Here is a 20,492-nt window from a genome sequence, read left to right on the forward strand (position 1 = left end):
ACCCGGCGAACGCCCTCGTAGGAAACGAAAACGGCGGGTTCAGGCCTTGTCTGCGGTGAATACCGTGTGCATGGCCTTCTCCGCGGTGAAAATCTGCGGGTTGACGAAACCGGCGTCGGTGAACATGCGCTCGTAGGTCTTGGTCGAGTGTGTCTCGCCTTCGTCGGTCATCACCAGCATGATCTGCGAGAACAGGTACGGCAGCGGCTTGTCCTCCGGGCGCTCGCCCTCGACGAAGGTGTGCCCGGTGACCGCGATCCGCCCACCCGGCTTGAGCACGTCGAACAGCCTGCGCAACAGGTTCGTCGACGTGTCCGCCGAGAAATGGTGCAGCACATTGGTGATCATCACGACGTCGTAGGGACCGCCGAGCGGGACGCTGAACATGTCGCCCGGGATTCCCTCGAACCGGTCGCTGATCCCGTTGCGCTCGTAGTTCTTCGCGGTGATCGGCAGTACGTTCGGCCAGTCCACGCCCCAGACCCGGGCCTTCGGCTCGGCCTTGGCCAGGTTGACGCCGTAGTAGCCGTGGCTGCAGGCCACGTCGAGCACGTCGACGCTGTCGCGGTCCTTGGCCCAGGGCAGCAACTGCTCCGCCATCAGTTCGGCCGCACCGTTGTTGAACCAGGTGGTGTTCTCCGCGAAGTCCTCCCAGTAGTCGAATTCCGGGGTCAGGGCGTGGCTGTCCATCACGGCGCCGCCCTTGCGCACCGCCTCGGTGAGCCGCTTCTGCGCGTCCCATTCCCAGTCGCTGGCGCCCAGCTTCAACGACGGCCCGAAGAAGGTCGGGCTGGAGCTGAGCAGGAACTTGTCGCCGTCCACCGGCAACGCGTACTTCCCGTCGACCGTGCGCAGCAACCCGATGGCTGCCAACGAGTCCAGCGTGATGCGCAGTCCTCTGGCGTCCACCCCGAGCGCACGCGCCAGGCCGTCGGCGTCGACGGTACGGTCGCCGATGCCGTCGAAGATGTTCAGCTCGATCGCCGTGCGCAGCAGTGCCGTTTTCACATAGCCGCGCATGATTTCGTGCAGCTTCTTCGCGGTCACTGTGGTCGGTTCCGTCTCGGTCATGACCGTCCTCTCGTCGATCCCCTTGATCCCGCAAGCCATAGTGCTCAGGGCGGCTAGTGCAGCAATAGAGCGGACGGCCACGGATGGACGGCTCCACGAGTCCGGGTCGAGCCTGCCTCGGCAGGCTGGCGAAACCACCGACCCGGGACAAGAAGGAGCGGACATGCGGCTGTTGCTGGTCACTTGGAATGCGCCGGCTCACCTGTTCGCGATGGTGCCCCTCGGCTGGGCCGCGCAAGTAGCCGGGCACGAGGTTCGCGTCGCGGCTCCGCCCTCCTGTACCGAGGCGATCGGCCGTACCGGCCTGACCGCCGTACCCGTCGGCACGCAGCGTCCGGCCGCGCCGTCCGGGCCTCCGCCGGGAGCGCCCAGCGGTCGCTGGCCGGTCGACTGGGCGGTGCATCCCGAACTGCTCGACGACAGCCGGCACGAGCTTCTGCGTTCGCTGGCCGCGCGCCAGTTCGCCGCCGCCGAGCCGATGCTGGACGACTTGATCGAGTTCGCACGCTGGTGGTCGCCGGACGTCGTGGTGTACGACCCGACCAGCCTGGCCGGCGAAGTGGCGGCCACCGTGCTCGGCGTGCCCGCCTTCGCCTGTTCCTGGGGCCGCGCGGCGGCCGTCCGGATCGAGCGGGGTCTGGGCTCCGAGCCGCTGCTTGGCTACGCGCGGCTGTTTGAACGGTTCGGGTGCCAGGCCCCGCAGGGACCCGCCTCCTGGTTCGACCCGTTCCCCGCCGGTCTGTGGCTGGCTGAACCGGATTTGCCGCGGCAGGCGATGCGCTTCGTGCCTGGAACCGGCGGCGACGCCGGTTCGCTACCCGGCTGGCTCCGGGAACACTCGGCTCGGCCGAGGATCTGCGTCACCAGCGCGGAACCCGGTGGTCTGTTGCGGCCGGAAGCCGTACGGGCATTCTACCGGCACGCGCTCACCGTACTGTCCGATGTGGACGCTGAGGTCGTGGTGCCCGCGGGTCCGGCGGCCCGCACGCTGCTGGCCGAGATTCCGCACACCGCGCGGATCGTCGACCCGGTGGCCGCGCATCTGCTCGTCCCGGCCTGCCGGCTCACCGTGCACCAGGGTGACGGGCTGTCCACTTTGGCCGGTCTGAATTCGGGGGTTCCCCAGTACGTCCTGGCGCCACGTCCGGAGCAGGAGCTGGTGGGGCACCAGCTGCACCGAGCCGGTGCGGGCGGCTACCGGAGCCTGTCCGAACCCGTGGACGTTCCGGCCGAACGTGCGGTGCTGGATGCCTTGCTGGCACCGGAAAGCGGGGGAGCGGCGGCCCGCAAGCTGCAGGAGGAAACGCTGGCACTCCCGCTCCCGTCCGCCGTGCTCGGCCGGATCGAGTCCGCCACCCGCTGAGCCTGCGCTCGGCCTGCGCGCCGAGCCCCCGACCAAGGCTGTGAAGGGCCCCTTCACGGACTCAGAGTCCAATGCCAGGAACTTAAGGTCTGGTGGGTGGTGTTGATCACGGTTTGGGTGTGATCGGCGTGGTGGTGTGGATAGGCAACGAGGCTCCGGCTAGAGCTGGTGATTGTCGAGATCATCAGCAAGCCAGGAGCCTCGTTGTCCGTTCATGGTGTCATGCCCTCGGGCTGGTCCTCGCCGGTGGGTCGGTTGTTGTCACAGGCCGGGCTGGGGTTGCTGTCGTGGGTCGTCCCGCCCGCGCTGGTTGATGAGGCGCTGGCCGTCGCCGGCCGGGACGAACGGCGGTTCCGGGCACTGCCGTCGCGGTTGGGCGTGTACTTCGTGCTCGCGTTGTGCCTGCTGCGCACCAAGTCCGGCAACGCGACGATCAGGGCGATGTTCTCGCAGGAGAGTCTGCCCCGGTTGTCCGTGCTGGGCTGGTGGCCGCCGGCCAGCACGGCGCTGACCAAGCTGCGGGACCGGATCGGCGTGGTGCCCTTCCAGTTGTTGTTCGGCGCGCTGGCGCGGGCGGCGCCTACCCGGAACAGGCCGTGGTCGCACGCGTTCGGGCTGGAGGTGTGTGCCTGGGACGGCACCGAGGTCGAGCCGGCCGACACCGCGGCCAACCGTGAACACTTCCCGCCCCATCACCGCACAGGCGTGGCCCGCGGGCCGTCCAAGATCCGGGTGCTGGTGCTGCTGTCGTGTGGCAGCCGCCGTCTGCTCGGCGCGGTCACCGGCCCGCTGAGCCAGGGCGAGCCCACCCTGGCCTATCAGCTGCTGCCCCGGCTGCACGACCGGATGCTGCTGCTGGCCGACCGCTGCTTCCTCGGCTATCCACTGTGGACCGCGGCGCGGGAACGGGGCGCGCATCTGCTGTGGCGGGCCAAGCAGAACACCCCGAAGCTGCCCGTGCAGCACGCGTTGCCGGACGAGTCCTGGCTGTCCACCCTCCACGCCCCGGCCGACGCCCGCCGCTGGGCGCGCAACGTGCGCCGCAACAAGCAACGCGGGCACCGCCCGCCCACGCCCCGCCCGATCAACGGCATCGTCGTCCGGGTGGTCGAAGCACTGATCACCGTCACCGTCGACGGCGTCACCCGCACCGAGAAATACCGGCTGGTCACCAGCCTGCTCGACCCCGCACACGCACCCGCCGGCCAGCTCGTCGCCCTCTACGCCCGCCGCTGGACCGCCGAAACCGGCATCAAAGAGATCAAAACCACGCTGCTGGCCAAGCGGCCCCTGCGCGGCCACACCCCGATCCGCGCCCAGCAGGAACTCTGGGCCACCCTGATCGTCTACCAGGCCATCCGGCTGCTGATCAGCCACGCAGCGCTCACCCAGAACCTCGACCCGTCCCGGATCTCCTTCACCTCCGCCCGCGACGCCGCCGAACACGCGATCACTACCACACCCGCCGACACATCCCGACACCTCCAATGGGTGGCCCAGGACTTATGCCGACAGCTGATCACCGTCCACACCCACCACCGCGTCTACCCCCGAGCACTCAAACGCACCACCACGCGCTACCCCCACCGCAGCAAAACCCCGCAACCGACCAGCACCAAAGCCAGCTACCAGGTCCACATCCTGCCCACAGCAGAAACAACACCACCCACCACAACCAAACCAACACCACACCAACCCAGAACCGACCTAAGTTCCTGGCATTGGACTCAGAGTCCGTGAAGGGGCCCTTCACAGCCCTTCACGGTTGGTCGAGGCGCGCCACGGCCTGCCCGGAGGCCACGAACAGGCCGCCGCCAGGAGTGGGGGTTCCCCTGGCGGCGGCCCGGACGAGATCCCCCATGCCGGGGGACCTCCGCATCAGGCGGCCGCGGCCTGCCTGCGACGGCTTTCCACCTGTACGAGGAGCATCGACGGGATGAGCACGATCGCGGTGCACGCGACGATCCACCAGTGCGTGTAGCCGATCGCGTCGGCCGCGCCCTCGTCCGTCTGCGGACCTGAGGCCAGCTGGAAGGCCACCAGCACCGTCGTCAGCGCGGTCCCGAACGAGCCGCCGACCCGTTGCAGCACATTGAAGATCGGGGTGGCGTGCGGCACGTCCTCCTTGCCGATCATGGCCAGCCCGGCGGCCATCGCCGGCGTGGTGGTCATCCCGATCCCGATGCCGCGCACGATCTGGACCAGCGACAGCCACACGTAACTGTCGTGCGGGGTGACCAGCGCGAGCGGGATGGTGCCGATGATGGTGACGACCAGGCCGGCGAAGATGACCCGGGCGCCGCCGATCTTGTCGGTCATCTTGCCCGCCAGCGGCAGCGCCAGCACGGTGCCGATCGCCGACGGCGCGGTCAGCAGACCGGCGGTGACCAGATCCTCGTGCCGCACCTGGAGGAAGTAGATCGGCAGCACGATCATCGCGCCGAACAGCGCGATCCCCATGCAGAAGATCACGACCGCCGCCGAGGAGAAGGCCCGGTCCTTGAACAGCCGCAGGTTCAGCAGCGGATTCCTCGAGCGCACCGCGTGCAGGGTGAACAGCGCCAGCAGCAGCGCCCCGGCCACGGCGGCGATCACCGCGATGGTCTCGGTGCGGCCGCCGTTCTCCCCGATCCCGGCCACGCCGTAGGTCAGCAGCGGCAGGCCGGCCACCAGGATGATCAGGCCGCGCACATCCAGCGCGGGCGCACCCTTCGGCGGCGCCTTCGGCAGCCAGCGCAGGCCGGCGAAGAAGCCGAGCGCGCCGAGCGGCACGGTGATCCAGAACAGCCACGGCCAGCCGAGGCCCTGGGTCAGCACGCTGCCCAGCGTGGTGCCCACCGCGGGCGCCAGGTAGATCGGCACGCTGACCGCGGTCAGCATCCGGCCGATCCGCTTCGGCCCGGCCGCGGTGACCAGCAGGATCTGCCCGGCCGGCACCAGCAGGCCGCCCGCGATCCCCTGCAGGACCCGGAAGGTGATCAGCATTTCCACCGAGGTCGACAGCGCGCACAGCGCCGAGAACAGGGTGAACAGTGCCACGCTGCCCAGCCACAGCCGGGTCGCCCCGTAGCGCTTGGACGCCCACCCGCTGACCGGGACCGCGGTGGCCAGCGCCATCAGGTACCCGGTCGCCGTCCACTGCACCGTGCCCAGCGGGGCGCTCAGCTTCTGGCTGAGGGTGTCCAGGGCGACGTTGACGATGGTCGAGGTGAACATGGACGTGAACCCGCCGAGGATCAGGATCGACGCCAGTCCCCACAGCGCCGGGCTGATCCGGTTCTCGTCGGCGCCGACCGTGTCCGGTCTCGCGAGATTGTCCTTCATCGAGCTTCCTTGCGTGAGTCGTCGTGGTGGTGCGATCCGTGTCCGCCCGGTGACCGAGCGTCGACTTAGCACCGCTAAGTCTTAGCGGTGCTAATATGGCCCCCGAGACACCGATACGTCAAGTCGGTGCACGCAACCCGAGGGGATGCCGTGCGGCTGAGTCCCGAAACCTTCGCGCGCGCCGCGCTGAAGCTGCTCAACAAATCCGGCCTGGAGGGGGTGAGCCTGCGCAAGCTCGGCGACGAGCTGGGCGTGCAGGGGCCCGCGCTGTACGCGCACTTCAAGAACAAGCAGGAGCTGCTCGACCTGATGGCCGAGATCATGCTCGACGAGGCGCTCGCCCCGCTGGACGCGATGACCGAGGTGGCCGACTGGCACTGGTGGCTGGCCGAACGGGCCAGGACCATCCGGCGCACCCTGCTGTCCTATCGGGACGGTGCGCTGCTGCACGCGGGATCCCGGCCGACCGCCGACGGCGCCGAAGCGATCCCGGCCCTGCTGCGGCCGTTGCGAGAGGCGGGCTTCAGCGACAAGGAAGCACTCACCGTGATCATCACCATCGGCCGCTACACGCTGGGGTGTGTGATCGACGAGCAGCGGCCGGGCGAGCCCGCCCCGCAGCCCGGCCCGGGTGCCGACGACACCTTCGAGTTCGGGCTCCAGGCGTTGCTGGCCGGACTGCGGGCCCGGCTGCCGGAACGGGTACCCGACAGCGCCGGATAACTGCCGGGAGGGTTCAGCGGTCGGTGCGCGGGGTCGCCTTGACGAACTCGGCCAGCCTGCGCACCCCCTCGCGGATCTCCTCGGCGGTCAGCGGGCTGAAGCCGAGCCGGACGATGTGCTCGCCGCCGTCACCGACGTAGAACATGCTCATCGGCGCCCAGCCCACCCCGTGGTCGCGGGCCGAGCGGTCCAGTGCTTCGAGGCCGGCGACGAAGGGCACCTCGACGGAGAGGAAGAACCCGCCGCCCGGCACGTTCCAGCGCACGCCGTGCTCGGCGAACCGCTCCGGCGGGAAGTGTTCGGCGAGGCTGCTCAGCGTCACCTCCAGGTGCCGCACGTACAGGTCGGCCAGCTCCCGGTTCGCGGTGCGCAGGCTGAAATCCGCGTCCAGGAGCACCCCGCCGACCAGGGCTTGCGAGATGCCCGAGGTGCCGACGGTGAACATGCTCTTGACCTTGCCGAGTTCCTCGGCGAGCGGCTTGGCCGCGCCGGGGCCGCCGGTCACTTCCTGGTCTGCGACCAGGTAGCCGACGCGTGCGCCGGGGAAGACGGTCTTGGCGAAGGAGCCGAGGTAGATCACCCTGCGCTGGGTGTCGAGTGCCTTGAGCGTCGGCACCTGCGCACCGTCCCGGCCGAACAGACCGTACGGATTGTCCTCCAGCAGCAGCAAATCCTGCTCGGCGGCGACTTCGAGCAGCCGGTGCCGGGTGGCGATCGGCAGCGAGTGTCCCGAGGGGTTGGAGAAGTCCGGGGTCACGTAGCAGGCCACCGGGCGCAGACCGGACGCGCGTACCTCGCGGGCCACCGCCGCGACCTGCTCGGGATCGATACCCTCGGCGCCCTCCGGAACCGCGGCCATCGGGATGTCGAGCATCTTCGCGGCTCCCGCGATGCCGACGTAGCAAGGCGAAACGGTCAGCAGGACGTCGCTCGGCGAGGCGAACAGCCCGCGCAGCGCGATCATCATCGCTTCCTGGCAGCCGTGGGTCACCATGACCGCCTCCGGCGCGACGTGGATGTCCTCGTCCACCTCCAGCGTGCGCGCGATCATGTCCCGGATCAGCCCGTTGATCGGCCCGTACTGGAACAGCGCCTTCTTGATCCGTTCCTCGGGCATGCCCCGCTCACGCAGATGCTCGACGAAGCGGTCCAGGTAGTGGTGCAGCTTGGCGATGTCGAAGAAACCTTCATACGGCCGGCCGGAGGCGAACGAGACCGCCTGCGGATACCGGAAAGCCGTCTCGCTGAGCAACCGCATCGAGTCCATCCGCGGATCGGACACCCCCGTGTGCAGGCCGGCCAGTTCGAGCGTCACGGCCGAGCCGGTGGTCAGGTCTTCCCGAGCCTTCGTCATGGTCATCCAGCCTTCTGATGGGGGAGCGGCGACGGTGGCCACTGTGGACTGCTCGCCTCAAGAGGTGGTCTCGCCCGGTTGGAACGGCGAGTGCCGGGATCCGACCGACAATCGAGCCGTGCCGGTTACGGTCCCGGCATGACGGATATCCGGACTGACTTCTGCGTCGTCGGTGGCGGACCGGCCGGGCTGACCCTGGCGCTGCTGCTGGCCCGATCCGGCGTACGGGTCGTCGTGGTCGAACGGTCCCGTTCCTTCGATCGGGAATATCGCGGCGAGATCCTGCAACCGGGTGGCCAGGCCTTGCTCGCCGAGCTGGGCGTGCTGACTCCGGCCCGGGAGCACGGAGCGCACGAGCATCACCGATTTCTCTTGGAGGAGCACGGAAAAGTCCTGATCAACGGCGACTACCGGCGGCTGCCCGGCCCGTTCAACTGCTTGCTCAGCATCCCGCAACGGCACCTGCTGAGGGAACTGCTGGCGCAGTGTCACGAGCACGCGGGCTTCCAGTACTTGTCCGGCACGAAGGTCACCGGTCTGGTCGAGGACGGTGGCCGGGTTCGGGGCGTGGTCTGTGGCGACGACCAGGTGGTGCTCGCGCACTGCGTGATCGGGGCCGACGGACGGTATTCGAAGGTGCGGCAGCTCGCCGGGATTCCCGCCGACCGGGTCGAGGGCTTCCGTCAGGACGTGTTGTGGTTCAAGCTGTCCGCCGACGGCGAGCTGCCGAGTGAGGTGCGGGTGTTCCGGGCGGGCGGCAACCCGGTGCTGGCCTACACGTCGGTACGTGACCGCGTGCAGTTCGGCTGGACGTTGCCGCACAAGGGTTATCAGCTGCTGGCGCAGCAGGGCCTCGCGCACATCAAGGAGCAGCTGCGGGCCGCCGTGCCCGGCTACGCGGACCGGATCGACGAGGAGATCACCAGCTTCCGGGACCTTTCCCTGCTGGACGTCTTCTCCGGGGGCGCCCGGCAGTGGGTGCGCGACGGTCTGCTGCTGATCGGCGACAGTGCGCACACCCACGGCCCGATCGGCGCGCAGGGGATCAACCTGGCCATCCAGGATGCTGTGGCCGCACATCCCCTGCTGCTGGAGTCGTTGCGTGCCAACGACTCCAGCGGGGCGATGCTCGGCCGGTTCGTGACCGGGCGCAAGCGGGACATCGACCGGATGAACCGGATCCAGGCCGTCCAGGGCAAGGCGATGCTGTCCGCGGGCCGGGTCTCGTCGGTGGTCCGGCCGAGGCTGGCGATGGTGGTCGCCCGCACCCCGATCTACCGCGCGATGTTGCGGCAGATCGCGTTCGGCAACACCGGGATCCGGATCCGCGCCGAGTTGTTCGCCCGCCGCTGACCGGTGATCAGCCCGGGATGGTCGTCTCGACCATGTGCAGGTAGGAGTTCACCGCGCTGACCCGGTCCACCTGCAGCCCGGCCTGTCCGATCAGCCCGAGCAGGCCGTCCTTGGTGTGCTTCTTGCCGCCCACGTTGAGCAGCAGCAACAGGTCCATCGCGGTCGCGAACTTCATCTCCGGAGTGCCGTCGACCAGGTTCTCGATGATCACCACGCGGGCGCCGGGCCGACCGGCTGCCACCGCGTTGCGCAGCGCGAGGACGGTGCTCTCGTCGTCCCACTCCAGGATGTTCTTGAACAGGTAGACGTCGGCCTGCACCGGGATCTCCCGGCGGCAGTCGCCCGCCACCAGCTCGGCCCGGTCCGCCAGGGCTCCGCCCACGCGCAGCCGCTCGTCGGCGCCCGCCACCACCGCGGGCAGGTCGAACAGCACCCCGTTCAGCTTTTCGTTGCGGGACAGCAGGGTGGCCAGGACGTTGCCCTGTCCGCCCGCGATGTCGGCCAGCCGCTCGGCCCCGGTCAGGTCGAGCCGGTCGGCGATGGCCAGGGCGGAGAGCTTGCTGGACTGGGTCATGGCCTTGTCGAAGACCTCGGCCGACTCCGGCCACTGCTCGTGCAGGTACTCGAAGAAGTCCTTGCCGTGCAAGTCGTCGAAGACGTTCTTGCCGGTGCGGACGGCCTGGTCGAGATGGGGCCACAGCTCCCAGGTCCACGGCTCGGTGCCCCACAGCAGGATGTGCTTGAGGCTGCGTGGCGCGTCCTCGCGCAGCAGCCGGGAGGCGTCGGTGTGCACGAACTTGTCCGGCTCCGGTTCGGCGAACACCTCGAAACAGGTCAGCGACCGCATCAGGCGGCGCAGGGCGCCCGGGTCCGCGTGCACGGCCTTGGCCAGCTCGTCCACCGTCGCGGGCTGGTCGTCGAGAACGTCGGCGAGGCCGAGTTTGGCGGCAGCGCGGACCGAGGCGGCGCACGCCGCGCTGAGCGCCAGCTCGCGGACTCGCATCACCGCGGCGGGAAGAACGGTACCTGTCATGACTGCTTACCTTTCTGCTGGGTGGGGGCTGTGGAGGTCTGTGAAGGGGCCCTTCACGGACTTCGTGGCGGTCGGAGCTAGGCGCCGTGTTCGGCGCGCAGCACGAACGGAGCGGGCTCCGCGGTCGCGTGCTTCATGGCCTCGCCGACCGGCTCGCGGAAACCCTTGCCCGCGGTCGCCCGCTGGTGGTCCTCGGCGCTGTCCCATTCGGCGATCTCGGTGAACACCGCTTCATCCCGGGCCGACTGGTAGAGCCGGTGCGACCGGAAGCCGGGCTGCGCGGTCATGTGCGCGGTGATCTGGCCGAGCAGCCGCCGGAACTCGGTGGCGTCGCCGGTGACGGTGAACCGGTTGATGAAGGTGAACACGGTCTTGCTCCTGTTCTGTCGGGCGATTTCCGATGCGCCATCGGCATTTCTCGCGTGGATCTGTTCGCGCAGCGCACGGCGTTGCAGCTTCCCGTTGGGGGAGCGGGGAATCCGGTCGGTCAGTTCGACGTGGCGCAGGTGCGCGTAGTACGGCAGCCGTTCGGCAACGAACTCGGCGAGCTGCGCCGGATTGAGCCCGGCGCCCTTGGGCACCACCAGCCCGTACGCGACCGATCCGCTGAAATCGTCGGGGTAGTCCAGTACCACGCAGTCGGCCACCTCGGGGTGACTCAGCACGACCCGCTCGATCTCCGTCGGCGACACGAGCCAGTTGTCGCACTTGAAGACGTCCTTGATCCGGTCGACCACGAACAGCACGCCCTCGGCGTCGACGTAGCCGACGTCCCCGGTGCTGAACCAGCCGTCGGGATCGACGTCCTGGCCCGGCTCGCGGCCGAGGTAGCCGAGCATCAGCTGCGGGCCACGGACCTGGATCTCGCCCTTTTCTCCCACCGGCAGTACCGCGCGGGAGTCCACGTCGACGATCCTGCAGCCGGTGCCCGCCACCGGCCGTCCCGACGAGCCCGTTTTGGGGCAGGACAAGGAATCGAAGTGCGTCGACGGCGACGTCTCCTGAAGTCCGTACCCTTGGACGACCGGCACCCCGAAACAGCCGGTCAGCGCGCGGGTCGACGGCAGCGGCAGCGCCGAGCCGCCGCACAGGATGACCTGCAGTGCGTCCGCCGCCAGCGTGGACAGGCGCGGGTGCACCGCCAGTCGGGACAGTCGCATGGGCAGGCTGTAGAAGTGCGTGGCCTTCTCATTGTCGGCGGCGTCCACGGCCTGAGCCACGTCGTCGCCGACGTGCAGCACCAGCGTGGCGGCGAAGGTGACCGCCATCGTCAGGTGCATCAGGTGGAAGGTCGGCAGATAGTTGAACAGCACCGACGACGGGGTGATCCCGTGCGCGTGTCCGGACTGGGCCGCGTTGACGGTGATGTTGCGGTGGCTGAGCCGGACCGCCTTGGCTGCTCCCGTGGTGCCGCTCGTGAACTGCAGGCAGGCCACGGAATTCTCGTCGCAAGTGGTGGCGGGCAGCACGCCGTCCGGTGCGGACGCGAGGACCTCGTCCAGGGTCGGCGGACCGGACGGTTCGGTCTGGTCGTCGCGATGGGTCAGCACGAGGTGCCGCAGCTCGGGCAGCCGGTCCAGCACCGGCACCAGCCTGCGATGCACCTCCGGCGGCACGATCGCCGTGACCGCGCCCGACGTGCCCAGCACGTGCACCAGTCCGTCCGCCAGCAGCAGCGGGTTGATCAGCGCGGGCACCGCCCCCGACCTGGCGATACCGAAGAACGACACGGCGAACGCCGGGTCGAGTACCCCCGCCAGCGCCACCACTTGCCCCGGTTCGGCCAGCTGCGCGTGGACGGCCCGCGCCAGTCTGCCGGCTCGCTCATCGAGCGCCGCGTAGCTCAGTTCGCAGGCTGCCGCACGAATCGCCACGTGCTCGGGCGCGCGTTCGGCGGCCGAACGCAGCAGGTCGTCGACCCTGGGGCCGCCGATGAACCCCGCGATCCCGGTCAACGGGTCGCCGGACACCGTGCTGTCCTGGGCGACGGTCGTCTCGGGCGTAGCCATGTATCCCTCCTCCGCTGGTTGGGTTTCAGTTCCTCGGCAGGTCGTCGCGGTACACCTGGCGCTCGCGCACCAGGAGCGCGCCGCCCTCGCGCACCAGCACGTCCACGCAGTCACAGCTGAGGTCGACCGCAGCCTTGCCACCCAGCGGCGTACCGATGATCACCGCGTAGCTCTTGGCCACGATGCTGCCGTCGGGCTGCGGATCGACCTGCACCATGCCCAGCCAGTGCCGCCGCTGGATGCCCTGTTCCGCCAGGCGGGTGGCCGCTTCGAGCGCGCCGGCCTCGATGGCCGTCCGGCCGCGGGCGGGTTCGGGGTGCGCGTTGGCGGCGAACATCCCGTCCTCGGTGAAGGTCTTGGCCCACTCCTGCACGCGGCCCTCGTCCAGGTAGCGCATCTGGCGCCCGTAGAACTGCTGGACCTCCACGTACAGCGCGATGTCCTCGGTGCTGCCGACTGCCTGTACCGCCTGTGACATGACTGCTCCCTCGCTTGCTCGTGGTCGGCAAACGATGGCACCGGGGCATCGGACGCCACTCAACTGAGGACGACCGGCACCGGCTCGAACCGGGCGCTGATCGGACTTGAGCCGCCGGGTACAGCCTGGTCCCGTTCACAACGGACGGGCTGGAGGGAAGGCTGATGAGGAGCACCGAGGAGCCGCGGGTCGCCTTGGTCACGGGAGCGACCAGCGGGATCGGTCTCGCCGTCACCAAGGCGCTGGCCGCCAGGGGACTGCGGGTGTTCATCTGCGCGCGCAACCGGGAGAACGTCGTTTCCACGGTGAAGGAGTTGCGGGCGCAGGGTTTGGACGTGGACGGCCAGGCCGGTGACGTGCGGTCGGTGGCCGCCGTTCGCGAGGTGGTCGAGTCCGCGGTCAACCGGTTCGGCACCATCAGCGTGCTGGTCAACAACGCCGGCCGCAGCGGGGGCGGGATCACCGCGAAGATCACCGACGAGCTGTGGCAGGACGTGATCGACACCAATCTCAACAGCGTCTTCACGGTCACCCGCGAGGTGCTGACCACCGGCGGGCTCGACGGGGCCGACGGCGGCCGGATCATCAACATCGCCTCGACCGGGGGCAAGCAGGGCGTCCCGCTCGGCGCGCCCTACTCGGCGGCCAAGAGCGGGGTCATCGGCTTCACCAAGGCGCTGGGCAAGGAACTGGCCAAGACCGGGGTCACGGTGAACGCCGTCTGCCCCGGCTACGTCGAAACGCCGATGGCCGTCCGCGTCCGGCAGGCGTATGCCAGCACTTGGGACACCACCGACGAAAACGTGCTGGCGCGGTTCAACGACAAGATCCCGCTCGGCCGCTACTGCACTCCGGAAGAGGTGGCGGGCATGGTCGACTACCTGGTCGCCGACACGGCCGCTTCGGTGACGGCGCAGGCGATCAACGTCTGCGGCGGCCTCGGCAACTACTGACCCCGCACGCTCACGGAAAGGCACAGCCATGCCCGCCGCAGCACAGCAGCACACCGAACACCGGATCGACATCGACGCTCCCGCCGGCCTGGTGTACCGCATCATCGCGGACGCGACCGAGTGGCCGCGGCACTTCACCCCGACCGTCCACGTTGATCAGTCCGAACTGGACGGACACACCGAACGCCTGCACATCTGGGCCAACGCCAACGGGCAGCTGAAGAGCTGGACCTCGCTCCGGGAACTCGACGAGCGGGCCGGCCGGATCCGGTTCCGGCAGGAGGTGTCCGCGCCCCCGGTCGCCTCGATGAGCGGCGAGTGGATCGTGTCCGAGCGGGTCGCGGAGCGCACCACGCTGGTGCTGACGCACGACTTCGCCGCGGTGGACGACGATCCCGCCGGAGTGGAATGGATCACCAAGGCCACCAACGGGAACAGTGACACCGAACTGGCGAACATCAAGGCACTGGCCGAGCGCTGGGAGCGGATGGACCGGCTGGCCTTCGACTTCGAGGACTCCGTGCTGGTACGGGCGCCCAAGGAACGGGCGTACCACTTCCTGGACCGCGTGGACCTGTGGCCGGACCGGCTGCCCCACGTCGCCAGGCTGGAGCTGCGCGAGGACGTGCCCGGAGTTCAGCACATGTCCATGGACACCAAGGCGAAGGACGGATCGACGCACACCACGGTGTCGGTGCGGGTGTGCTTCCCCGAAGCCCGGATCGTCTACAAGCAACTCGTGCCGCCCGCGTTGCTGACCACCCACACCGGAGTGTGGACGTTCGAGGACACAGCGGACGGTGTTTTGGTGACTTCCGCGCACACGGTCGTGCTCAACGAGGCCAACATCGGCACGGTGCCCGGCCCGGCCGCGACTGTCGAGTCGACGCGCGACTTCGTCCGCAACGCGATCAGCGGCAACAGCCAGGCCACGCTGCGTCATGCCAAGGCGTTCGCCGAGGCGACCGATGCCTGAGGACTCCGGCGAAGAGCCCGAAGTCCTCGTGGCCGGGGCGGGGCCGGTCGGGCTGACCGCCGCGCACGAGCTGGCCCGCCGAGGGGTGCGGGTACGGCTGGTGGACCGTAGCGCCGGCCCGGCCACGACGAGTCGTGCGCTCGCGACGCACGCCCGCACGTTGGAGATCTGGCACCAGATGGGGCTGCTCGGCGAGCTGCTGCCGCGGGGCCGGCGGGTCGAGCACTTCACACTGCATCTGAAGGGTAAAACCCTGATGTGCTTCGACACCAACTATGACACCATGCCGACCCGGTTCCCGTTCAGCCTCATGGTGGACCAGGTCGTGACCGAGGAAGTGCTGCGCCGGCAGGTGCGGGCACTCGGGGTCACGGTCGAGTGGGGCGTCGAGCTGACCTGGTTCGACCAGGAGCCGGACGGGGTCCTGGCGGAGCTGCGGCATGCGGACGGGACAGTCGAGCAGGTCACCGCGGCCTGGCTGGTCGGCGCGGACGGTGCCCGCAGCACCGTCCGCAAGCGGTTGGACCTGCGCCTGCAGGGGGACTCCACACAGACCTGGCTCAACGCCGACGTGGTGCTCGACACGGATCTGGCCGGCGACAGCAACCACCTGCTGCACACCGGACGCGGCACCTTGCTGCTGGTTCCCTTTCCAGAACCGGGAAAGTGGCGGGTGGTCGACACCGAGGACACCGACCACGCCGACGATGCCCGGATCGTCCGGGCCAGGCTGGCCGACAAGCTCACCAGGGCGCTCGGCCGCCCCATCGAGGTGCCCGAGCCGAGCTGGATCTCGGTTTTCACCGTGCAGCAGCGGATGATCGACCGGATGCGGGCCGGCCGTTGTTTCGTCGCCGGTGACGCCGCCCATGTGCACAGCCCGGCGTCCGGGCAGGGCATGAACACCGGGATCCAGGACGCCTACAACCTGGCGTGGAAGCTGGCGGACGTGGTGCGCGGCCACGCCAAGGAGAGCCTGCTCGACAGCTATGGGGCCGAGCGGGTGCCGATCGGCGAGACGTTGTTGCGTACCACCAGGACCGCCACTGCGCTTGTGAGCCTGCGCAACACCGTCGCGCCGTTGGTCATGCCGGCCGGAACCCGGCTGCTGGGGGCGCTCAAGCCACTCAAACGGCGGATCGAGCGCACCATGATCCGGGGCTTCTGCGGGCTGACCCTGAACTACACCCACAGCCCGCTGAGCCTGGCCTGCGCAACCCCGGACGGCATCCAGCCGGGACATCGGGTGGGCTGCTCGGTGGATCGTGCCCGGACCTCACCGGGATGGCAAGGGCTGGTCACGGAACTGACCGATCCCCGGTGGACTTTGCTCGCCTTCGCCGATTCCCAGGAACAGCGGCAGATCGCCGCGCAAGTCGAGCGGCGCTACGGCAAGGCCGTCTCGGTGCGGGTGGTGGCCGAGGCCGCCACGAGCGAGCGGGTTCTTGCCGACCCGGGCGATGACCTAGCACGAGATTTCGCCATGCGGGCAGGGTATTTCGTGCTGATCCGGCCGGACGGCCACCTGGCGGCGAAAGGGCGGCTGAGCGATGACCTGGATGGCGCATTCGGCGCTCTGGGACTCGTGCCGGCCGATGCCGGGGGAGACCCGGCCCACCACCTCGATTCCGAAGGATCACGCATGCGCATCATCGACCTGTCCGCGACCATGGACGCTGCCGATCGCTGGGAGGCCAACCCGGTCACCCACGAGGTGCTCACGGCCGCCGAAGGCGCGCAGCACATGGCGGCGGAGATGAAAGAGCACTTCGGGATCGACTTCGACCCCTCGGTGCTGCCCGGCGGGGAGTTGCTCACGCTGGACACGTTGACGCTGACCACGCACACCGGCACGCACGTCGACGCCCCGTCGCACTACGGGACTCCCCGCGACGGCGTGGCCAGGCACATCGACCAGATGCCGCTGGAGTGGTTCCTGCGGCCGGGGGTGGTCCTCGACCTCACGGGCGAGCCGGTCGGCGCGGCCGGTGCGGACCGGCTGCGCGAGGAGTTCGAGCGAATCGGCTATACCCCGAAGCCGCTGGACATCGTGCTGCTCAACACCGGCGCCGACGCGCTGGCCGGAAGCCCGAAGTACTTCACCGACTTCACCGGGCTCGACGGGAAGGCCACCGAGCTGCTGCTCGATTTGGGGGTACGGGTCATCGGTACCGACGCGTTCAGCCTGGACGCGCCGTTCGGTCACATGATCGCCGAATACCGGCGTACGGGGGATCGCTCCGTGCTGTGGCCCGCGCATTTCGCGGGCCGGGACCGGGAGTACTGTCAGATCGAGGGGTTGACCAACCTGGCCGCGCTGCCGTCGCCGACCGGTTTTTCGGTATCCTGCCTGCCGGTCAAGATCGCCGGCGCGGGCGCCGGCTGGACCCGGGCCGTTGCCCTGCTGGACTAGGAAGGAAGGTCCGTGAAGGGGCCCTTCACGGACTCAGAGTCCGTGAAGGGCCCCTTCACAGCCGCGGTGACCGATGTATCGGGAGATACATGCCGGCGTCGGGCGATGCCCTTCCTTGGATGTACTCCTCTTGAGCGGCCCTCGGCTGGGGGAGTACCAATACCGTATGAAATTCAACCTGCTTGGTCCGATGGAAGTTCTGTGCGCCGATGGCACGGTGACGCCCAGCGCCGCGAAAATGCGCTGGATTCTGGCATTGCTCCTGTTGCACGGAAATCGAGTGGTCGATCAGGCTTCGATGATCGACGAATTGTGGGGAGATCACCCGCCGCGCAGTGCGGTGACCACCACGCAGACCTACGTTTACCAATTGCGCAAGAAGTACGACTACTACGCACAACGAGAGGGGAGAAAGAGTTTCATCGTCACCCGGGCGCCCGGTTATCTGCTGCAGCTGGACGACGATCAGCTCGATGTCCGAAGATTCCAGAGACTCAGCGCCGAGGGCAGCGCCCTGTTCTCGGCGGGCCACGCCGAACGGGCGGACGAGGTGCTGCGGCAGGCACTGCGGCTGTGGCGGGGCCCCGCGCTGGCCGGCATCGCACCCGGCCGCATGCTGCAGGCGCACGTCGCCTACCTGGAAGAGGCCCGGCTGCGCACCGTGCAGGTGCGCATCCTCGCCGACGCGGCACTCGGGCGGCACCGGGATCTGATTCCGGAGCTGCGGTCACTGGTGATCGAGCATCCGCTCGACGAATGGTTTCACCAGCAGCTGATCACGGCACTGGCCGAGGCAGGGCGCAGGGGAGACGCCCTGCACGCCTGCCGGGTCCTGCACCGCACCCTCGCCGACGAACTCGGCGTGGCGCCCTCCGAGCCGCTGCGCAAGCTCCAGCAGGACCTGCTGACCGGCCACGTCCGGCGGGCACCCGCGCATGTGTGACCTGCGGTGGAGCCGGAGACGGCGGCCGCCGCCGTCTCCGGCCTCACGCGGGGACCAGCGGCGCCGCGGTCTGCGCCTTGTTCACCGCGTCCAGCCGGGAAACCGCGTTCAGCTTCACGAAGATGTTGCGCAGGTGGCGTTTCACCGTCCCCTGGGTGATGGCCAGGCAATTCCCGATCTGTGCGTTGGTCATCCCGCGGGCGACCAGCGACATGATCTCGTGCTCGCGCCTGGACAGCGGAGTACGCAGGTTCGAGGACAGCGACCGGACGTCGACACTCGGCACCGAGAGGAAGACGCAGCGCTCGTCGCGGCTCACCTCGCGCACCACCGAGAGCAGGTACATGTCGGAGACATTCTTGGGCAGGTAACCCCGGACGCCGATGCCCAGGAATTCCTGAATGAAACCGAATCTGTTCTCCTGGCTCAGGATGACGACGGGCTTCCCCGGAGCCGCCGCCGACAATTCGAGCAGGCCGGATTCGACTTCCGGACCCCAGCCGTCGACTCCATAGAGAATGACGTCCACAATTCCCCTGGAGACACTGTCGAGTGCTTCGCCGATGGTCGCCACCGCGTCAATGGCGGCCAGATCGTCGGCGCCTTGAATCAGCGAAAGCAGCCCGACGCGAAAAACGGAACTCTCTTCGACGATCAGAATTCTTACACGGTCAGTTATCATGGTGTGATAACACTCCCCCGGTATGGTCAACCGTGCCAGCCCGCGCGGCTGGCGGTTCCTTCGTATAGTCCCCCGACTGCGTGGCATAAAAATTGGCGGAAGCGGCACGAGGCTCGCTTCCGGCAATGACGTGCACAAAAGTGTCTGCCAAGACCTGTCTGTCGCGGCCTGCTCAGACGGACAGCACTCCTCGGCTGTCGCGGCCGAGCCGGCTTGTCAAGCTCATGAAAGTCACCTGCTTCCCCCACGGAATGCGTAGCACCAACGTACGGCCAGCCTGTTGAAACGTCAAGGCATATCGGCTGGGTACGGGATCCGGTGGAGACCTTCCCATGCCCGCCGGTCGCCGAAGTAGTTGAGCACTCACATTTGCGGTTCCGTGGTTCCGGGAATATCTCCACAATGGACGAATTCGGCCGGAATCCGATGGTCAGGAGGTCGCCGGGAGCGCTTCCGGATTTCCCCGGGTCGGACGACGATACCGGGACGGCAAAAATCAGGTCAGCCCGGCGTTGTGCCTCAGAATGGCCACCTGCGTCCGATTGGCGGCGAGCGGCCACAGCGGCGGATGCCGAAGCCCTTCCAGCCCGGAGTACCCCAGGAGCCCGGCCGCCGCGAGCGCGAGACCGAGGTCGATCAGGTGGTTCCGCACCTGTTCACCGTAGGAGCCGTCCGCGGCGCGGTATGTGGCCGCCCCGGTGGGTGAAAGAATCGTGGCCATGGGAGAACTGGTGGCGGCGCTGGACGTCGGCGGGACGACGGTGAAGGCGGCGCTGCTCGACGGTGCCCTGAACGTCCTCGCGACCCGGCGCGAACGCACTGCGCGTGGCGCGGACGGCTCTGCGCTCGCCGAGCAGGTGGCGTCGGTGGTGGCCGCGCTCGCCGCGGACGCGGGCTCGGCGGCGCCGGACGCGGTCGGCGTGGTGGTGCCCGGGATCGTCGACGAGCAAGCGCGGGTGGCCCGGTTCTCGGCGAACCTGGACTGGCGCGACGTCCCCTTCGGCGAACTCCTGGAACGCCGCCTCGGCCGCCCCGTGGCATTCGGCCACGACGTGCGCGCGGGCGGGCTGGCCGAGTTCCGGACCGGCGCCGGACAGGGCTGCCGCGACGCGGCGTTCGTCGCGGTCGGCACCGGGATCGCCGCCGCGCTGCAGCTCGACGGCCGGATCTACCCCGGGCACGGGCTGGCCGGGGAGATCGGGCACATCGACGTCGGCCACTCCGGCCGGTGCGGCTGCGGCGCGATCGGCTGCCTCGAAGCGATCGCTTCGGCTTCGGCGATCGCCCGCCGCTACACCGAACGCACGGGCCGCCCCGCCGACGGCGCGCGCCCCGTGGTCGACGCCGCCCGCGAAGGCGACGACGTGGCCCAGACCGTGCTGTCCGAAGCCCTCGAAGCGCTCGCACACGGCCTGCGGACGCTGCTGACCCTGCTGGCACCAGAGGCGATCGTGCTCGGCGGCGGCCTGTTCACCGCGACCGAGTACGTGCTCGGCCCGATCCGCGAACGGCTCGGCTCGGCACTGACCTTCCAGCGCATGCCGGACCTCCGCGTCGCGAAATTGGGTGACGAGGCGGGGCGGTTCGGTGCGGGGTTGCTGGCCTTGGATGCGTTGCGTCGTCGCGATTCCTGAAGTCCGTGAAGGGCCCCTTCACGGACCGGAGGGCTGTGAGGGGCGCTTTCGCGGATCCGGAGGGCTGTGAAGGGTCCCTTCACGGACTCTGAGTCTGTGAAGGGACCCTTCACAGCGCCGCTGTTCTCAAGTCAATGCTTTGGTTCGGAACTGGCTTTCCAGCGCATGCCGGACTTCCGAGTC

At 68.9% G+C, this 20,492-nt stretch carries 17 protein-coding genes; 9 read left to right on the plus strand and 8 right to left on the minus strand.

Features of this window, described 5'->3' with window-relative positions:
* Positions 1-39: 39 nt before the first annotated feature.
* Positions 40-1,071 carry a class I SAM-dependent methyltransferase gene (locus ATK36_RS25785; RefSeq protein WP_098513850.1) on the minus strand — a complete coding sequence of 344 codons (1,032 nt, stop codon included), beginning with the start codon at positions 1,069-1,071 and terminating at the stop codon, positions 40-42.
* Positions 1,072-1,234: 163 nt separating this feature from the next.
* Here ATK36_RS25785 and ATK36_RS25790 point away from each other — a divergent pair, with 163 nt between their 5' ends.
* Positions 1,235-2,434, plus strand: a complete 1,200-nt coding sequence (locus ATK36_RS25790) for a glycosyltransferase (protein ID WP_170069904.1) — start codon at positions 1,235-1,237, stop codon at positions 2,432-2,434.
* Positions 2,435-2,602: 168 nt separating this feature from the next.
* On the plus strand, positions 2,603-4,174 hold the full coding sequence (locus ATK36_RS25795; RefSeq protein WP_141544538.1) for an IS4 family transposase: 1,572 nt from the start codon (positions 2,603-2,605) through the stop codon (positions 4,172-4,174).
* Positions 4,175-4,312: 138 nt separating this feature from the next.
* On the opposite strand, the gene ATK36_RS25800 is transcribed toward ATK36_RS25795, so the two are convergent.
* On the minus strand, positions 4,313-5,758 hold the full coding sequence (locus ATK36_RS25800) for an MDR family MFS transporter (RefSeq protein ID WP_098513853.1): 1,446 nt from the start codon (positions 5,756-5,758) through the stop codon (positions 4,313-4,315).
* 150 nt (positions 5,759-5,908) lie between these two features.
* Between ATK36_RS25800 and ATK36_RS25805 the strand changes: the two genes are divergently transcribed.
* The gene (locus ATK36_RS25805; protein ID WP_098513854.1) at positions 5,909-6,481 is read left to right on the plus strand and encodes a TetR/AcrR family transcriptional regulator C-terminal domain-containing protein; all 573 of its coding nucleotides are present in this window, start codon (positions 5,909-5,911) and stop codon (positions 6,479-6,481) included.
* A gap of 13 nt (positions 6,482-6,494) precedes the next feature.
* On the opposite strand, the gene ATK36_RS25810 is transcribed toward ATK36_RS25805, so the two are convergent.
* On the minus strand, positions 6,495-7,841 hold the full coding sequence (locus ATK36_RS25810) for an aminotransferase-like domain-containing protein (RefSeq protein ID WP_098513855.1): 1,347 nt from the start codon (positions 7,839-7,841) through the stop codon (positions 6,495-6,497).
* A 132-nt stretch (positions 7,842-7,973) separates the two neighbouring features.
* On the opposite strand from ATK36_RS25810, the gene ATK36_RS25815 reads away from it, so the two are divergent.
* The gene (locus ATK36_RS25815) at positions 7,974-9,188 is read left to right on the plus strand and encodes an FAD-dependent monooxygenase (RefSeq protein WP_098513856.1); all 1,215 of its coding nucleotides are present in this window, start codon (positions 7,974-7,976) and stop codon (positions 9,186-9,188) included.
* 7 nt (positions 9,189-9,195) lie between these two features.
* Here the strand turns inward: ATK36_RS25815 and ATK36_RS25820 are convergent, their stop codons facing one another.
* The 3 genes from ATK36_RS25820 to ATK36_RS25830 form a co-directional block, all read right to left on the minus strand.
* Entirely contained in the window at positions 9,196-10,221 is a 1,026-nt protein-coding gene (locus tag ATK36_RS25820) for a methyltransferase (RefSeq protein WP_211291958.1), read from the minus strand.
* Positions 10,222-10,298: 77 nt separating this feature from the next.
* Positions 10,299-12,230 (minus strand): AMP-binding protein, encoded by a 1,932-nt coding sequence (locus tag ATK36_RS25825; protein ID WP_098513857.1) that lies wholly within the window; start codon positions 12,228-12,230, stop codon positions 10,299-10,301.
* Positions 12,231-12,255: 25 nt separating this feature from the next.
* The gene (locus ATK36_RS25830; RefSeq protein ID WP_098513858.1) at positions 12,256-12,708 is read right to left on the minus strand and encodes a nuclear transport factor 2 family protein; all 453 of its coding nucleotides are present in this window, start codon (positions 12,706-12,708) and stop codon (positions 12,256-12,258) included.
* Between the two features lie 164 nt (positions 12,709-12,872).
* On the opposite strand from ATK36_RS25830, the gene ATK36_RS25835 reads away from it, so the two are divergent.
* The 4 genes from ATK36_RS25835 (at position 12,873) to ATK36_RS25850 (ending at position 17,993) form a co-directional block, all read left to right on the plus strand.
* Positions 12,873-13,661 (plus strand): SDR family NAD(P)-dependent oxidoreductase, encoded by a 789-nt coding sequence (locus ATK36_RS25835; protein ID WP_098513859.1) that lies wholly within the window; start codon positions 12,873-12,875, stop codon positions 13,659-13,661.
* Between the two features lie 28 nt (positions 13,662-13,689).
* Entirely contained in the window at positions 13,690-14,637 is a 948-nt protein-coding gene (locus ATK36_RS25840; RefSeq protein WP_098513860.1) for an aromatase/cyclase, read from the plus strand.
* Positions 14,630-17,050 (plus strand): FAD-dependent oxidoreductase, encoded by a 2,421-nt coding sequence (locus tag ATK36_RS33875; protein ID WP_098513861.1) that lies wholly within the window; start codon positions 14,630-14,632, stop codon positions 17,048-17,050. Before ATK36_RS25840 ends, ATK36_RS33875 begins: the two co-directional genes overlap by 8 nt.
* Before the next feature lie 166 nt (positions 17,051-17,216).
* Positions 17,217-17,993 (plus strand): AfsR/SARP family transcriptional regulator, encoded by a 777-nt coding sequence (locus ATK36_RS25850; RefSeq protein ID WP_170069905.1) that lies wholly within the window; start codon positions 17,217-17,219, stop codon positions 17,991-17,993.
* A gap of 43 nt (positions 17,994-18,036) precedes the next feature.
* On the opposite strand, the gene ATK36_RS25855 is transcribed toward ATK36_RS25850, so the two are convergent.
* Complete coding sequence (locus ATK36_RS25855; RefSeq protein WP_170069906.1) at positions 18,037-18,675, minus strand: response regulator transcription factor; 639 nt, start codon at positions 18,673-18,675, stop codon at positions 18,037-18,039.
* A gap of 496 nt (positions 18,676-19,171) precedes the next feature.
* Entirely contained in the window at positions 19,172-19,396 is a 225-nt protein-coding gene (locus tag ATK36_RS25860) for a hypothetical protein (protein WP_098513864.1), read from the minus strand.
* On the opposite strand from ATK36_RS25860, the gene ATK36_RS25865 reads away from it, so the two are divergent.
* Positions 19,395-20,309: an ROK family protein gene (locus tag ATK36_RS25865; protein ID WP_170069907.1), complete on the plus strand. Its 915-nt coding sequence runs from the start codon at positions 19,395-19,397 to the stop codon at positions 20,307-20,309. The genes ATK36_RS25860 and ATK36_RS25865 overlap by 2 nt on opposite strands.
* Positions 20,310-20,492: the final 183 nt, after the last annotated feature.

Source organism: Amycolatopsis sulphurea (assembly GCF_002564045.1).
GTDB lineage: Bacteria > Actinomycetota > Actinomycetes > Mycobacteriales > Pseudonocardiaceae > Amycolatopsis > Amycolatopsis sulphurea.

Bases quoted from the DNA above. Each gene is read 5' to 3' on its own strand.
- ATK36_RS25785 (WP_098513850.1), bottom strand. From the start codon at position 1,071: ATGACCGAGACGGAACCGACCACAGTGACCGCGAAGAAGCTGCACGAA.
- ATK36_RS25790 (WP_170069904.1), top strand. From the start codon at position 1,235: ATGCGGCTGTTGCTGGTCACTTGGAATGCGCCGGCTCACCTGTTCGCG.
- ATK36_RS25800 (WP_098513853.1), bottom strand. From the start codon at position 5,758: ATGAAGGACAATCTCGCGAGACCGGACACGGTCGGCGCCGACGAGAAC.
- ATK36_RS25810 (WP_098513855.1), bottom strand. From the start codon at position 7,841: ATGACCATGACGAAGGCTCGGGAAGACCTGACCACCGGCTCGGCCGTG.
- ATK36_RS25815 (WP_098513856.1), top strand. From the start codon at position 7,974: ATGACGGATATCCGGACTGACTTCTGCGTCGTCGGTGGCGGACCGGCC.
- ATK36_RS25820 (WP_211291958.1), bottom strand. From the start codon at position 10,221: ATGACAGGTACCGTTCTTCCCGCCGCGGTGATGCGAGTCCGCGAGCTG.
- ATK36_RS25825 (WP_098513857.1), bottom strand. From the start codon at position 12,230: ATGGCTACGCCCGAGACGACCGTCGCCCAGGACAGCACGGTGTCCGGC.
- ATK36_RS25830 (WP_098513858.1), bottom strand. From the start codon at position 12,708: ATGTCACAGGCGGTACAGGCAGTCGGCAGCACCGAGGACATCGCGCTG.
- ATK36_RS25835 (WP_098513859.1), top strand. From the start codon at position 12,873: ATGAGGAGCACCGAGGAGCCGCGGGTCGCCTTGGTCACGGGAGCGACC.
- ATK36_RS25840 (WP_098513860.1), top strand. From the start codon at position 13,690: ATGCCCGCCGCAGCACAGCAGCACACCGAACACCGGATCGACATCGAC.
- ATK36_RS33875 (WP_098513861.1), top strand. From the start codon at position 14,630: ATGCCTGAGGACTCCGGCGAAGAGCCCGAAGTCCTCGTGGCCGGGGCG.
- ATK36_RS25850 (WP_170069905.1), top strand. From the start codon at position 17,217: ATGAAATTCAACCTGCTTGGTCCGATGGAAGTTCTGTGCGCCGATGGC.
- ATK36_RS25855 (WP_170069906.1), bottom strand. From the start codon at position 18,675: ATGATAACTGACCGTGTAAGAATTCTGATCGTCGAAGAGAGTTCCGTT.
- ATK36_RS25865 (WP_170069907.1), top strand. From the start codon at position 19,395: ATGGGAGAACTGGTGGCGGCGCTGGACGTCGGCGGGACGACGGTGAAG.
- ATK36_RS25860 (WP_098513864.1), bottom strand. From the start codon at position 19,396: ATGGCCACGATTCTTTCACCCACCGGGGCGGCCACATACCGCGCCGCG.